Annotated in this window: 7 protein-coding genes; 2 read left to right on the forward strand and 5 right to left on the reverse strand. The window is 41.8% G+C overall.

Annotated elements, in window-relative coordinates:
* Positions 1–65 precede the first annotated feature (65 nt).
* Positions 66–6,413, reverse strand: a complete 6,348-nt coding sequence (locus tag RMX69_RS06300) for a putative Ig domain-containing protein (protein ID WP_322636885.1) — start codon at positions 6,411–6,413, stop codon at positions 66–68.
* A 403-nt stretch (positions 6,414–6,816) separates the two neighbouring features.
* On the opposite strand from RMX69_RS06300, the gene RMX69_RS06305 reads away from it, so the two are divergent.
* Positions 6,817–7,965, forward strand: a complete 1,149-nt coding sequence (locus tag RMX69_RS06305; RefSeq protein WP_322636887.1) for an alanine--glyoxylate aminotransferase family protein — start codon at positions 6,817–6,819, stop codon at positions 7,963–7,965.
* A gap of 117 nt (positions 7,966–8,082) precedes the next feature.
* On the opposite strand, the gene RMX69_RS06310 is transcribed toward RMX69_RS06305, so the two are convergent.
* From RMX69_RS06310 to RMX69_RS06320, 3 genes are all read right to left on the reverse strand, one after another.
* Complete coding sequence (locus tag RMX69_RS06310; protein WP_289798535.1) at positions 8,083–8,616, reverse strand: DUF4231 domain-containing protein; 534 nt, start codon at positions 8,614–8,616, stop codon at positions 8,083–8,085.
* 617 nt (positions 8,617–9,233) lie between these two features.
* Positions 9,234–10,646, reverse strand: coding sequence for a hypothetical protein (locus RMX69_RS06315; RefSeq protein ID WP_322636890.1), 1,413 nt, complete (start codon positions 10,644–10,646; stop codon positions 9,234–9,236).
* 489 nt (positions 10,647–11,135) lie between these two features.
* Positions 11,136–11,438 carry a hypothetical protein gene (locus RMX69_RS06320; RefSeq protein WP_322636892.1) on the reverse strand — a complete coding sequence of 101 codons (303 nt, stop codon included), beginning with the start codon at positions 11,436–11,438 and terminating at the stop codon, positions 11,136–11,138.
* A gap of 558 nt (positions 11,439–11,996) precedes the next feature.
* Here RMX69_RS06320 and RMX69_RS06325 point away from each other — a divergent pair.
* Complete coding sequence (locus RMX69_RS06325; protein WP_289798532.1) at positions 11,997–12,770, forward strand: MlaE family ABC transporter permease; 774 nt, start codon at positions 11,997–11,999, stop codon at positions 12,768–12,770.
* A 150-nt stretch (positions 12,771–12,920) separates the two neighbouring features.
* On the opposite strand, the gene RMX69_RS06330 is transcribed toward RMX69_RS06325, so the two are convergent.
* Positions 12,921–13,367 (reverse strand): hypothetical protein, encoded by a 447-nt coding sequence (locus tag RMX69_RS06330; RefSeq protein WP_289798531.1) that lies wholly within the window; start codon positions 13,365–13,367, stop codon positions 12,921–12,923.
* Positions 13,368–13,734 lie beyond the last annotated feature (367 nt).

Below are 13,734 nucleotides of genomic sequence, written 5' to 3' on the forward strand. Positions count from 1 at the left end.
AGCCTGTACTCACTGCTCAATAAAGCTTACAGGCTATAATTACACCTATACGGAGTCACTTCAGACTAGGCGATACTCAAATTAACCCGGACAATCAAATCGTTGTAATCTCGATCGCCGCCATTTGCCAAATCCTCAAAGCCAAAAGCGTTATTCCCTAACAGGCGAATATGATCTGCTTTGTCAGTGTTAGCGCCCAAGAAGGAAAAGTAAACTGCCGGATCGTTATTGGGATTGCTATCAAGAATTGCATCAGCCCCGGCATTAACAATGATAAATGGGACGAAAATAGCACCAGGCTGGAAAGTGCCTGTAAAACTTGCTGTACCTTCGTTAGCCACACTCAAATCAATACCAGCGACACGGTTACTAATCGCAGCTTGAGTATAACCTGCCTGTCCAACCAGCACATCTGCTGTACCATCGCCATTGGTATCGATGCCACCATTCTCATCAGTTATCTGATAAAAGCCGACAAAGTTGTTAAAAGCGGCTTCTCTATGAACCACAAATTCGGCTTTTACCAATTGTTTCACATCCCGTAAATCAATTAGTTCAGGTTCATATTTTCCTTGAAGACCAGTACCTAGAGGTGGATCTTGCTCTGTTGCTGCAATCTTGACAACCAAATTCTGGAAGTTGAGAGAGAACCCTGTATCGTCCACATTCGTATCCGAGGAAAAAAGCACCTGAGAAAACGGGGTTTGTCCAGATAGCACCGCCTGAGTAGTGCTGCTACGGATTAAATAAAATCTTAGATTGCTCTCAGAGTTGAATTCCAGTAGGCTGCTGAGGTCAGTGGGATTAAAACCATTGGGTAGTTTGACAAGAGATGAAAGAAGCACTGTTGCCCGTTGGAGAGCTAGTTCGGTGTAATTTGCAGCACCAGGGGCTACACCGTTAATCCTACCTTCTGCATCGTCAACGACAAATACACCCAGTTCATTGACTTCTTCAGAGGTGTTGCTTTTAATCTTGACTGAGAGTTTGGCTTTTTCACCGTTAACTTGATTTTTGATCGTAAAGATATCACCTGTAATTCTTGTGAGTAGGCTGATTGATTCAGTCTCAGCAGTAATTCCTTGAGCAACGGTGAGTGCAAACACATCACTGACTTCAGCCCCAACCGAATCTTTGACGATAACTTTGATGTTCAAGCTACCCAAGTTATTAATCGTCGGAACGCCGCTGAAAGTACGCTTATTAGCATTGAAGGTTAACCAACTGGGTAGTGGGTCGCCGTTGTCTAAGGTAGCAGTGTAGATTAGGGTATCTTCAATATCTACATCGCTAAAGGTGTTTTCAGGGATGGTGAAGTTAAAGGTAGTTTCTGCCGTAACTTTTTGGTCAGCGATCGCCCGATCTACAATTGGTGGATTATTAGCTTTAGCAATTGTGAGTGCAAATACATCACTAATTTCAGCAAGAGCCGGATCTGTGGCGGTGACTTTAATGTTCAAGCTACCCACATGATCATTCGTAGGAGTGCCGCTGAAGGTAAGCTCATTAGCATTGAAGGTTAACCAACTAGGTAGTGGATCGCCGTTGTCTAAAGTAGCGGTGTAGGTCAAGGTATCTTCAAGATCCACATCGCTAAAAGTATTTTCAGAAATGGTGAAGTTGAAAGTAGTTTTTGCTGTGGCCTTTTGGTCAGCGATCGCCCGATCTACAATTGGTGTGCTATTGAACTTAGCAACTGTCAATACAAACACATTACTGACTTCATCCCCAGAAATATCCTTGACTGTGACTTTGATATTCTGATTACCCAAATTCTCCATTGTCGGAGTACCACTAAAATTCCGGGTAGCAGAATTAAAAGTTAGCCAACTGGGCAGTGGATCGCCGTTTTCGAGAGTAGCAGTGTAGGTGAGGCTATCGCCAGCATCGACATCAATGAAAGAATTTTCTGGGATAGTGAAATTAAACTGCGTATTTATGAGTACCTTTCGATTAGCGATCGCTTCAACTAACTCTGGTGCATCGTTAACGTTCTTAACAGTGAGTGCAAAATCATCGCTGACTTCAACCCCAAAAATATCCCTAGCAGTAACTTTAATGTTGAAGTTACTCACATCAGCATTTAAGGGAGTGCCATTAAAGGTTTTGGTAGCAGCATTGAAGCTTAACCAACTGGGTAGAAGATCGCCATTTTCGAGAGTGGCAGTGTAAGTGAGGCTATCGCCAGCATCGACATCAATAAAGGTGTCTTCTGAAAAAGTGAAATTGAAAACCGTGTCTTCTGTTGCTTCTTGGTTTGCAATTTCATTCATCACCTCTGGTGCATCATTGGCGTTTTTAACAGTGAGTACAAACACATCACTGACTTCAGCAAGAGAAGTATCTGTGGCAGTAACTTTAATATTCAGATTACCCACGTCTGCATTTAAGGGAGTGCCACTGAAGGTTTTAGTATTAGCATTAAAATTCAACCAACTCGGTAGAGCGTTGCCGTTTTCCAAGGTTGCAGTGTAAGTGAGATGATCGCCAGCATCGATATCAATGAAGGCGTCTTCTGAGAAAGTGAAATTGAAAACCGTGTCTTCTGTTGTTTCTGGATCTGCAATTTCATTCCCCACCTCTGGCGCATCGTTGGTGTTGTTAACGGTAAGTACAAAAACATCACTGACTTGAGCAAGAGCTGGATCTGTAGCAGTAACTTTAATGTTCAGGCTACCCACGTTTGCATTTAAGGGAGTACCACTGAAGGTTTTGGTCGCAGCATTGAAGCTTAACCAACTCGGTAGAGAGTCACCGTTTTCGAGAGTAGCAGTGTAGGTGAGACTATCGCCATCGATATCAATGAATGTGTTGTCAGGGATAGTGAAGTTGAAAACTGTGTCTTCTGTTGCTTGTTTATCTGCGATCGCCTGAAATACCTCTGGCGGATCGTTGGTGTTGTTAACGGTGAGTACAAAAACATCATTCGCTTGAGCAAGAGCAGTATCTGTGGCGATAACTTTAATGTTGAGGCTACCCACGTTTGCATTTAAAGGAGTGCCACTGAAGGTTTTGGTTGCAACATTGAAGCTTAACCAACTCGGTAGAGAGTCACCGTTTTCGAGAGTAGCAGTGTAGGTGAGAGTGTCGCCAGCATCGACATCCTTAAATGTGTTGTCTGGGATAGTGTAGTTGAAAACCGTGTCTTCTGTTGCTTGTTGATTAGCGATCGCATTTGCCACCTGTGGCGCATCATTGGTGTTATCAACAGTGAGTGTAAAGACATTACTTGCTTGAGCTTGAGCAATATCCGTAGCGATAACTTTGATGTTCAGACTACCGACGTTTGCACTGACGTTTTCATTTAAGGGAGTACCACTGAAGGTTTTGTTAGTAGCATTGAAACTTAACCAACTCGGTAGAGGGTTGCCGTTTTCAAGAGTGGCAGTGTAGGTGAGAATGTCTCCAGCATCGACATCAATGAAGGTGTTTGCGGGGATTGTGAAATTGAAAACTGCGTCTTCTGTTGCTTGTTGAGGAGTGATGGGCGAAGCTACTTGTGGCGCATCATTGGTGTTATTAACAGTGAGTGTAAATATATTACTCGCTTGAGTTTGAGCAATATCCGTGGCGGTAACTTTGATATTCAGGCTACCGACGTTTTCATTTAAGGGAGTACCACTGAAGGTTTTGTTAGTAGCATTGAAACTTAACCAACTCGGTAGAGGGTTGCCGTTTTCAAGAGTGGCAGTGTAGGTGAGAATGTCTCCAGCATCGACATCAATGAAGGTGTTTGCGGGGATTGTGAAATTGAAAACTGCGTCTTCTGTTGCTTGTTGAGGAGTGATGGGCGAAGCTACTTGTGGCGCATCATTGGTGTTATTAACAGTGAGTGTAAATATATTACTCGCTTGAGTTTGAGCAATATCCGTGGCGGTAACTTTGATATTCAGGCTACCGACGTTTTCATTTAAGGGAGTACCACTGAAGGTTTTGTTAGTAGCATTGAAACTTAACCAACTCGGTAGAGGGTTGCCGTTTTCAAGAGTGGCAGTGTAGGTGAGAATGTCTCCAGCATCGACATCAATGAAGGTGTTTGCGGGGATTGTGAAATTGAAAACTGCGTCTTCTGTTGCTTGTTGAGGAGTGATGGGCGAAGCTACTTGTGGCGCATCATTGGTGTTATTAACAGTGAGTGTAAATATATTACTCGCTTGAGTTTGAGCAATATCCGTGGCGGTAACTTTGATATTCAGGCTACCGACGTTTTCATTTAAGGGAGTACCACTGAAGGTTTTGTTAGTAGCATTGAAACTTAACCAACTCGGTAGAGGGTTGCCGTTTTCAAGAGTGGCAGTGTAGGTGAGAATGTCTCCAGCATCGACATCAATGAAGGTGTTTGCGGGGATTGTGAAATTGAAAACTGCGTCTTCTGTTGCTTGTTGAGAAGCGATGGGCGAAGCTACTTGTGGCGCATCGTTGGTGTTATTAACAGTGAGTGTAAACACATCACTGATTTGAGCAAGATAAGTATCCGTAGCAGTAACTTTAATGTTCAAGCTACCCACATTCTCATTTAACGGAGTACCACTGAATGTTTGAGTAGCAGTATTAAAGCTTAACCAACTGGGTAGAGAGTCACCGTTTTCGAGAGTGGCAGTGTAGGTGAGAGTGTCTTCAGGATCTTGATCTTGGAAGCTATCTGAGATTGTGAAGTTGAAGTTTATGTCTTCTGGAGTCTCCTTATCTGCGATTTCGTTCACTAGCACTGGATTTTGGTTAACCCTGTAGCGTGCCACCGCAAAGTTATTGGCGCTTACTCCCGCGACTATTACCGTACCATCGTGTTGGATAAGAGCATAGGCATTATCAGTAGTATTTGTGCCGATATCAGTAGTGATAATGCCAGTAGTATTGAAATTAGTGTCAAGAGTACCATTGCTGTTGTAACGTACTAAAGCAAAGTTATTGCTACTCGAACCCCCCACAATAATTTTGCCATTAGCTTGCACGCTAACGCTGTAGGCTATGTCAGTACCGCCCAAGTTAGTAACCACCTTACCAGCAGTACCAAAGCTGGTGTCGAGACTACCATTGCTGTTGTAACGTACCACAGCAAAGTTACTGCTACTCACTCCCGCCAGCAGAATCTTGCTGTCAGCTTGTACGCTAACGCTGTAGGCGGTGTCCGTGGTATTAGTACCAATATCAGTAATGACCTTGCCAGTAGTACCAAAGCTGGTGTCGAGACTACCATTGCTGTCGTAACGTACCACAGCAAAGTTACTATTACTCACTCCCACCACTAGAATTTTGCCATCGTCTTGCAGGGTAATGCTTCTAGCAATGTCAGTACTGCCCAAGTTAGTAATGACTTTGCCAGCAGTACCAAAGCCGGTGTCGAGAGTACCATTGCTGTTGTAACGTAAAACAGCAAAGTTACTATTACTCACTCCCGCTAACAGAATCTTGCCATCGTCTTGCAGGGCAACGCTGTAGGCGATGTCACTACTGCCCAAGTTATTAATAACCTTGCCAGCAGTACCAAAGCTGGTGTCGAGAGTACCATCGCTGTTGTAACGTAAAACAGCAAAGTTACTACTACTCACTCCGGCTACCAGAATCTTGCCATCGTCTTGTAGGGCAATGCTGTAGGCTATGTCAGTACTGCCCAAGTTAGTAGTGACCTTGCCAGCAGTACCAAAGCTGGTGTCGAGACTACCATTGCTGTTGTAACGTACCACAGCAAAGTTATTATTACTCACTCCCGCTACCAGAATCTTGCCATCGTCTTGCAGGGCAATGCTGTAGGCCATGTCAGTGGTATTAGTACCAATATCAGTAGTGATTTTGCCATCACTATCAAAGCTGTCATCAAGAACTACAGGTAGAATTGAAGCGTAGGCTGTTATTACTTCTTGCCCAAACGCTAAACGAGGAACAATAGGCGCTGTAGAAACCTCCAGTTCCCAATCACCACCTAATGCAGCACTCCCTGTCAAGTCATCAGAGGCCGCTACTACTGCACCTGTCAATTCGCTCAGACAGCGTATAAATAATACACCTGCCTCGTTTCGAGCGACTTTGCAACCATACAGCAGTAGTTGTGCATCTTCACTCAAAGCATTTGCCCAACCCATAAGTTGGGCTGCGTAACGATTGAGCGTTTCGTTGTTGAGTTGACTTTTGCCCAAATAGATGCACCCAGGTGCGCCGTGGGAAACAATGTGCAGACTATTGACTCCCTGATAAGACTCCAGCACTTGACTAATTTGCTCAATGCCATCTTGATTGGCATCTAAGACTACAACTGAGGTATCTGGTAATACACCCATCACCAGACTTTGGTAGTCATCAACTTGTGGGTCAATAAAAACTAGACGAGTAGGATACAAGTCTAAAGTTGGTTTAATATTAATGCTGTTAGATATTTTGTGTATAGTAAAGTTTTTATTGCTACTATGCTTTATCATAATTGTCCAAGAGTAAATCCCTGATATTCAGCAAAAATGAAACTTTTTGCTGATGTTTCTTGTAGTTGCTTTCACTTTCAATGTAGGAATAAAATAAATCCTTTCCCTCGGTAAATCCACCAGTTTAATTAATGAAGATTTAGAAATTTTGGGCATAGAAAATAGCTGAAACTTTTGATAAAAAACTCAGTACACATCTATAATCCCGGCATTGCATATTTGCGGGATGATTTAGCAACGTCCAAAATTTTCCCCAGTTTCTCCTGCTTGCCTCAATTCATACCACTGTGCGCTGCAATGCCCTATTTCCAGATTTCCTGTTCCCTCCCTACACAAGTAAGTTCAGGAATCAAATCGGATTCCTATATGATCCGGTAAGTATCGTCTAAATGAAGAGAGATTTATGACGCAAACAATTTCAATTAACGACTCTGGGCGCTTGCAACTCACGCCGCTAGAAATCCCATCCCGTCTGCTGTTGGGGCCAGGGCCATCTAATGCCCACCCCACAGTTCTCCAAGCGATGAATACTTCACCCGTTGGGCATCTTGACCCAACTTTTCTCGCACTCATGGATGAAATTCAGTCGTTGCTACGGTACGTATGGCAAACAGAAAACTCACTTACCATTGCAGTCAGCGGTACGGGAACAGCTGCAATGGAAGCAACCATCGCCAATGCTGTAGAACCTGGTGATGTAGTTTTAATTGGTGTAGCTGGTTACTTTGGTAATCGCCTCGTGGATATGGCTGGACGTTATGGCGCTGATGTGCGAACCATTACCAAACCTTGGGGACAAGTTTTTAACTTGGATGAACTCCAAACTGCCTTAAAAATTCATCGTCCTGCTATCTTAGCTCTAGTTCATGCCGAAACTTCCACTGGCGCACGTCAACCGTTGGAAGGGGTCGCTGATTTGTGTCGTGAATTTGGCACTTTGTTATTAGTGGATACGGTGACAAGTTTGGGCGGTGTCCCTTTGTTTTTGGATGCTTGGGGAGTTGACCTAGCTTATAGTTGTAGCCAAAAAGGGTTAGGTTGTTCGCCTGGTGCTTCTCCTTTTACAATGAGTGCGCGTGCTTTTGAGAAATTGCAACAGCGGCAAACGAAAGTTGCAAACTGGTATTTAGATATGTTGTTGCTGGGCAAGTATTGGGGCGCTGAACGCACCTATCACCACACAGCACCCATTAATTTATACTATGCATTGCGGGAAGCACTGCGTTTGCTTGCAGAAGAGGGATTAGCAAATTCCTGGCAGCGGCATCAAAAGAACGTAGAATATCTCTGGGAAGGTTTAGAGAATTTAGGACTAAGTATGCACGTTGAGCAAGAGTATAGACTGCCAACGCTTACCACTGTATGCATTCCAGAAGGGGTAGATGGTAAAGCGATCGCTCGGCAATTACTCAATGAACATAATATTGAAATTGGCGGTGGTCTTGGCGAACTGGCTGGAAAAGTTTGGCGCGTCGGATTGATGGGCTTTAATAGTCGAAAGGAAAGCGTTGACCAACTCTTAGCAGCACTACGGCAGGTTTTACCTAAGTAGTTTTGATGGAATTTGGTGCGTTAACAGTAGCTTAACGCACCTGATACAAAAGGCGATCGCGCTATAGCATTGTTTGAGAATTGAAGAAAAGCTGATACGCTACAGTTGTATTTGCTGTTAATTACTTTTTCTATTTATTCCATCAGCTACATTGTTCTCCCAAGTCTCATGACCTTGTGACCATATCTCCATTATTCGATTGGAAAATTGACAAATTTTTTCTTCTTCATTTGTTATTTGTGAATAAACACCAGCAGCTTGTAAATATAAAAACTTTTCTACTTGTAGCTTTTGTTCTACCCCTCGTGAGTGTACCCAGACTTTCTGAGAGGCTGTTTGAGTTAACAATGTTGTAGAGAGAGTAGCAAGCCCACTAATAATCGGAACAGCCCAATTTAATTGCTCAATCTTTTTACTTGCAGCGATCGCAGAAAGAATAGTTACAGTTGCAGCAAGAAAAATACTTGAATATTTGAGTCCCTGAAACCAACGTTTTTGTTCAAGAGCTTCCTTTTTAAAATGCTGGATCAGGCGTTCGCATTCCTCGATGGATTCCTTCTGTTTTTGTGATAAGGGTCGTGGGAATATATTTGTTGAGTCTTTCTCACTATCCTGCTTGTTGAGGTTAACTATCTGACTTTCTTCTGGCATTTTTTTTGCTACTAGTAAATATCAAATTGCACATTTTGAGTTTCATCAGTTTTAACCCAATCTATTGAAGAATTGCTATAGATATTTTTAAACTATCTAATGTTCACTGTGAGAAAAAACCCACAAATAGCAGAGGCAAGAGTATTAGGAGAGAAACGATCAAAACAAGGGTTGCCGGCTCAACTTTAATGTGGTTCTTTTGTGGATCGCGCATTTGGCACTCTCTTAAACAATAAGTATATTAACTAAGCCTAAAAGATGTTTACTTTTTTTCCAAACTCAATGGGGTTTAGAAGTGTAAACTTTTTACCCCATCAGCTTATTTCTTCCAAGGCAATTTAGTACCCATTTCAGTTAAAGCTGAGAAGATAAGATAGAGAATGAGTAACCCAGCAGCCGCAAAGAAAGCAAGTAAATCGTTATCCATAAATGCCCCACGCTAAAACTTCGCTCATCATAACGGAATTATCTAATCTTGAGCATTTTTCTGAGTCTGCAATCTTTGAGCTTCTGGGTGCAAACTGTACCAGCCATACCAGTGAATACTTTTCGGATAAACCCAACAATCTCTCTTTTGGTTTGGGGAAAAGGTTAAAGGGGAAGGGGTAAAGGTAAATTCAAACCCTTTCCCTTTCCCCTTTCCCCTTTAACCAAAAAGTATTGCTATACCAGTGACGAACTGCTAGCCAAACCGCTGAAAGCAAACCTGCTAAACTAAGAGTTAGTCCGCTAAAGGGCACTAATAATCCAAAAATAGGTAGCACTGCTCCAGCAATAGTAGCAACGATCGCAGCTAGAGAAGCTCTGCGGCTAGCTCCCAATCCCCATGTTAAAATTAGTAAAATGATGGAAATTAAAGTCCAAGCCAACTGAGGATTGATAACGCGGGCTAGATAGGTCAAATTTAATAGACAAGCAAAGAAAATACTACCAGCGATCGCAATATTTCTAAAACTCATTGGCAGTGATAAATATAACAACAATATCCACCACAAAAATATTGCTGGTGCGAGTAATAAAAGACGCGGAATAACCCCCGTATGACGAATAGGTTCGGTGTTGGTAAAAACTCCAAATGGATTTTTAACTGAAACATTATCGTCAAATTGCCAAGTAAATTGCGTACTGCGTCCGTCAGATTTAATCTCATCAGGTTCAATACCACTGGCAAAATTAGCCGGAGCAAAGTTAGCAATTGCTATGAGGCGGAAGTTAGAAAGCAACTGTCCCGCTGAACTATAAACCCAGCGAGGCCCGCCTCTAGCCTCATAGGTAACTCGAAAGGTGGTTTCTTCCCCTGGTTGCAGCCGGAAGGGAAAACCATAGTCTCCCGGATTGGTTTGTTGTAACCTAGTCCCGTCACGCTCGATTTTGTAGCTCTTAAGCAGTATGGAGCCGTTGGGTGGCGGTGCTTCAAAGAAAAAATTATTAATATCCTTAAGTTGGTTAACTACTTTATAATCGGCAGTATAATTTGCCCGATAAATTGAGCTACGACCTGGAACATCTACGCTTTGGTCAAGCTTGACTTGAATTTGCGAACCAGCCAACGTCATGAAGCGGGTGATCTCTCGTGTTTCATTTACCTTGACTATTTTGCCATTGACTTGGGTGTTATAGGAGTATGGCTCTCGAATCGAGTAGCGGACTTGAGGCGCAAATTGTTCAAGCTTTTCACCTGCAACACTTTCAGCCACTTGAGCCACCTTTGCTTGTTCCCAGTGGTGATAGCGATTGCTTAAAGTTGAACAGAGAAAAAATCCCGGTACTAACAGAACTAATACTAGAGTTAAATGCTGTAATCCCCGCAACAGTTGGGAATAACGAACAGCCCATTCGCCAATAAATATGAATTGTTCCGGCTGGCTACGACGCAGAGAAAAACTGATGAGTGCGATCGCAACTCCTAAAGCTACAATCAAAAATACTAATAACAGTGAAGCTTTGAGCGCCTGGGTTCCAAATTGAACAAGCTCAACTGGATGCGTCAAATCGGGTAATCCGGGAATACCTTGAGCAGAAGATGACATTGGTTGATTTTTGCAGAATTTGGAGAACCAGACCAATAAAATCTCTTAAAAGTTTCTGGATAATAGTTTTATTTGATACCTAGACAGTTTAAATAAGTGCTGCGTTGGCGTAGGTATCACTCTCTCCCTGGCTTTCTCGACTGTAACTTTTTATAAACACCAAAAACCCGGTCATGAAGACCGGGTTCTTGAGGGAAAACAATGGGGATATATTCCCCGAAGGTTAGTTATAGAGGTTTAGTATAATATCGATGCTCTGATATTTACTACCACGCCATTGTTACCCATTCCGGAAAATTAGCTAAGAATTTTTGACTAGTCTTCTTTGATCTCCTAAAATACAGCAACCTACTGGTAACATCAGCGTGTAGGATTGATAAATATTAATTTTCCGGCTTTTGCTGATGAACAATGCATTTGGTAGCTGGCAAGAATGGCTAACAGTATTCACCTATCTAGGTTTTACCGTCTTCATTATCTGGCGCGTGTTTACCGCCGAGAAGAATTAAAAAAGCTGCATATCATCTCACCAGGGCCTTTTTGCTCAAAGGGCAAAACAGTCCCAGCTTGTTGAACCTTGACTCGTTCGCGACAATTGTAAACCTCTGTAGGTCTTTTTATGCCATCTACGCTAACAATTGCCTTGTATTCCCAATAATTTTTGGCACTTCGGCTGATACTGAGAATGCAAATTTGGTGGCGGAGACCGTCGTAGACAGCGTAATTGCGGCATACAGACGCAAAAGCCGGATGTACCACGGAGAAAGGTAGTATTAATAGCAACAGAAACATTATGTATTTAATCCTGCTCATAAAAAATTGTTTAACATTATTTGGAAATATTATTAGATTTTTCAACCCTTTGAGTTGATTCAATTACTTTTCCTAGTTTGACAGACCAGAGATTGCAACTCCATAGCACACAATGCATGAGAGCAGCAGCAAAAAAGCTCACAATGTTTTATGTACTATTTTCCGCTAAAGTTTACTAAGCTCAATTGAACCATATGCAAACGCCTTCTTTACTTTGAGGGTCAAAATCTAGTACAACACGGCTTACATAAACCATATATTCCAAATAAATGAAACAGTTATACTGGATTCATTTTGAATTTTGAATTTTAAATTTTGAATTCCGCCTTGCAGTAGTAGTGCGTCTGTTCATGTACCATACCCTAATACCAATTCGTAATATCCTGCGGGAAGCCGCACTTAGTGCGTTTATTTATATTAATTGAGAAAGTCAGATTACATCTGGCTGGGTTCCTACCATTTGTATCTGTAGTCTGATTTTAGAAAATTGATATAACAACAAATGTGCAAAAAAAGTCAGTCGTAAGGACGATAAAATTGCAACCAAAAACAAAATTTGAGCAATCTGGGATTACACGCTGTTTCGCAGCAATACTGCTCTTTGGTCAAGTGTGGCTACATTTACTCCAAGGGAAAACCTACTATCGCAAGATTTTGCAACATCTTGTTACCGCTGGACCAGGTTCTATCTCTCCAGTTCTCCTTGTCAGCGGTTTTGCAGGAATGATTTTTACTATTCAAACGGCGAGGGAATTAGTAAGATTTGGCGCTGTTGATGCAGTGGGAGGTGCTTTTGCCTTAGCTTTTTGTAGAGAATTAGCTCCAATTTTGACCGCTAGTATTATGGCGGGACAAGTAGGTTCTGCTTTTGCAGCAGAAATAGGTGCAATGAGAGTTACCGAGCAAATTGATGCACTTTATATGCTCAAAACCGATCCAATTGATTATCTAGTACTTCCTAGAGTAATTGCTTGTTGTTTGATGGTGCCTTTGATGACGATTTTGGCTTTAGTTACAGGCATCATTGGCGGAGTTTTTGCCGCATCAAAGTTCTACCAAATTATTCCCGAAACATTTTTAGAATCAGTCAGAAATTTTTTAGAACCGTCAGATTTGTTTATTATTTTGCTAAAAGGGTTTATTTTTGGAGTGCTGGTTGCTGTCATTGGCTGTAGTTGGGGTTTAACTACGAGAGGGGGAGCAAAGGAAGTAGGAGAATCGGCAACAAAAGCAGTTGTTACTAGTTGGGTATCAATTTTTATTATGGATTTTTTCCTATCTCTAATGCTGTTTGAACACCCTGCATTTTGAACCCAAGTAAGTATTGAACAAAACAAAATTCCCGACTTTTTAAAAAGTTGGGAATTTGAGCTATAAAGGAAATTGTAGGTAAATAATACTACTTCTAAAGGATTGGCGTAACCCAACCCAGGCATCGCTTGCTTTTTCTGGTATACTTCATCACATTAACGGCATTTGGGAGTATATGAACTTGTAGATTAGCGCACCCAAAGCTAAACCTCCCAATGAAAAGATAGAGGTAGTGGAAAAAGCTAACCCTTCCCTAAGACCTGCTCTTTGAAAGTCTATCCTGACTAATATAGTCGCTGAAATGATAAGTAAAGTATCAAGAAATACCCGAAACCAGGCAATCATAATAAAGAATAAGAAAGCTGCTAAGACGGCAACGCCAAAAGACCTGGTATTTGATTGCAGAAAAAGACTGTAGTAATATGTCATCTTCGTCCAAGGAGCGGTCAACGTTATGATTAAAAGCAAGATAGCAATTACAGTTGCCACCCACACAAATATAGGAGCACGTGTTTCTGATATTACCCAGCCCAAAGTACTGTAACTTAGCAGTACTAGTGCCAGGGACACCCAAGGAACTCTTTTCAAAATTGACATGGGTTTATATTTCTAGTACAAGATTAAGGTTTTATCACATAAATAAGTGTAGTAACTCAAGACTTTATTTTGCTTGAGGACTTGCTCAGTTATGATGGTCTTCTCCCTTCACGATATCCCAGTATCAAAGGAGTTTTTTAAAATATGGAAGGAAGTGAGACAAGAAAGCAGAAGTTCTTACAGATAAAATTATGTAGATTTTGAATATATGGCTTAGACTAGTAAGTTTAGCATCATATTTTTATAGCTTCAATCAATAGACTTTTATGCTCTTCCCAAGAAAGCTAAACAAGTTTGTCGAAAATTGCGGTACAAAGTAGTTAAAGATTTGTAAACTGTTAGCAGCCGAGTAGCCGCGTGTCACATC

Source organism: Nostoc sp. EspVER01, assembly GCF_034530635.1.
Classification (GTDB): domain Bacteria; phylum Cyanobacteriota; class Cyanobacteriia; order Cyanobacteriales; family Nostocaceae; genus Nostoc.

Coding starts and splice junctions, on each gene's coding strand:
- RMX69_RS06320 (WP_322636892.1), bottom strand. CDS start 11,438: ATGTTTCTGTTGCTATTAATACTACCTTTCTCCGTGGTACATCCGGCT.
- RMX69_RS06315 (WP_322636890.1), bottom strand. CDS start 10,646: ATGTCATCTTCTGCTCAAGGTATTCCCGGATTACCCGATTTGACGCAT.
- RMX69_RS06330 (WP_289798531.1), bottom strand. CDS start 13,367: ATGTCAATTTTGAAAAGAGTTCCTTGGGTGTCCCTGGCACTAGTACTG.
- RMX69_RS06300 (WP_322636885.1), bottom strand. CDS start 6,413: ATGATAAAGCATAGTAGCAATAAAAACTTTACTATACACAAAATATCT.
- RMX69_RS06305 (WP_322636887.1), top strand. CDS start 6,817: ATGACGCAAACAATTTCAATTAACGACTCTGGGCGCTTGCAACTCACG.
- RMX69_RS06310 (WP_289798535.1), bottom strand. CDS start 8,616: ATGCCAGAAGAAAGTCAGATAGTTAACCTCAACAAGCAGGATAGTGAG.